General features: G+C 42.7%; 2 protein-coding genes. Both read right to left on the reverse strand.

Annotation, left to right across the window (positions count from 1 at the left end; translation table 11 throughout):
• Window positions 1-653: IS21-like element helper ATPase IstB (istB, locus tag H5187_RS23735; RefSeq protein ID WP_182798497.1), on the reverse strand; the 653-nt coding region annotated here is incomplete at its 3' end.
• An 11-nt stretch (window positions 654-664) separates the two neighbouring features.
• A partial coding sequence (locus H5187_RS23740; RefSeq protein WP_409072565.1) for a BTB/POZ domain-containing protein occupies window positions 665-927 on the reverse strand: 263 nt, incomplete at its 5' end.

Consider the following 927-nt stretch of genomic DNA (forward strand, 5'->3'; position numbering starts at 1 on the left):
GCGTCAGCATGGGTTGATTCTCCTATCATTTCATGCCAGTTTTCCTGTGGTAGCTGGCTTATAATTATGTGTGATTTATACCCATACCGCGCATCGATTAATTCGAGTAAGTCACCTCGTTGCTGTGCACTCAGTGGTTCAAGCCCCCAGTCGTCTAAGATCAGTAGATCATACTTTATTAACTTCGCCAGTAATTTCCGGTAACTACCATCTGCTTGTGCTAGAAACAGGCTTTCGAGTAGTTCTTTTAATCGAATATAGTAAACACTTTTTCCTTGTAGGCAGTGCTCATGTCCTAAGGCACACGCAAGGTATGTTTTTCCACAGCCTGTTGCCCCAGTGATTAAGATATTTTGATGTAAGTTTAGCCAGCTATTTTGGCTTAAGTTACGTATCTGTGCTTTTTCTATATTACGTGTCGGCGAGTAAATCAGTTGATTTAACTGAGCCGGTAAGCGGAATTTAGCGTGTCGCACGAGCCGGTCGATTTTTCTTTGCTCACGCGTATCAATTTCATGAGTGAGCAATAAACTGACGCGCTCTATAAAGCTTTGTTCTTGATATAGATTGGGCTGTTCAAGCTGTTGCTTGAGTGCTTGCTTTATACCGGATAACTTGAGTAGTTGAAGTTGCTGGTTAATGGTGTCTATCATGTTTGCATTCCTTAATGGTAATAATCTGTGCCACGTATGTTGCTATGTGTAATTGGCTTTTCTGGCTCTGTTTGCTGTGTGGGTAACGGTTGTTGATCCAACCCTTTCTTCAGCATCTGCTTTATTGATTTAAGTGTGGTCGTATTCATTATGATTGCGCGATAGCACGCTTGCTCAAGCCGCTCTTTTGAATAGATTTTAGCTAAACTTAACACCCCTAAACAGGCGCGATAAGCGTGCTCGGGGTGACGCCGTCCACTGAGCTGTAACTCAA

The sequence above is a fragment of the Pseudoalteromonas sp. SG44-1 genome, from assembly GCF_014164315.1.
Classification (GTDB): Bacteria; Pseudomonadota; Gammaproteobacteria; order Enterobacterales; family Alteromonadaceae; genus Pseudoalteromonas; species Pseudoalteromonas rhizosphaerae.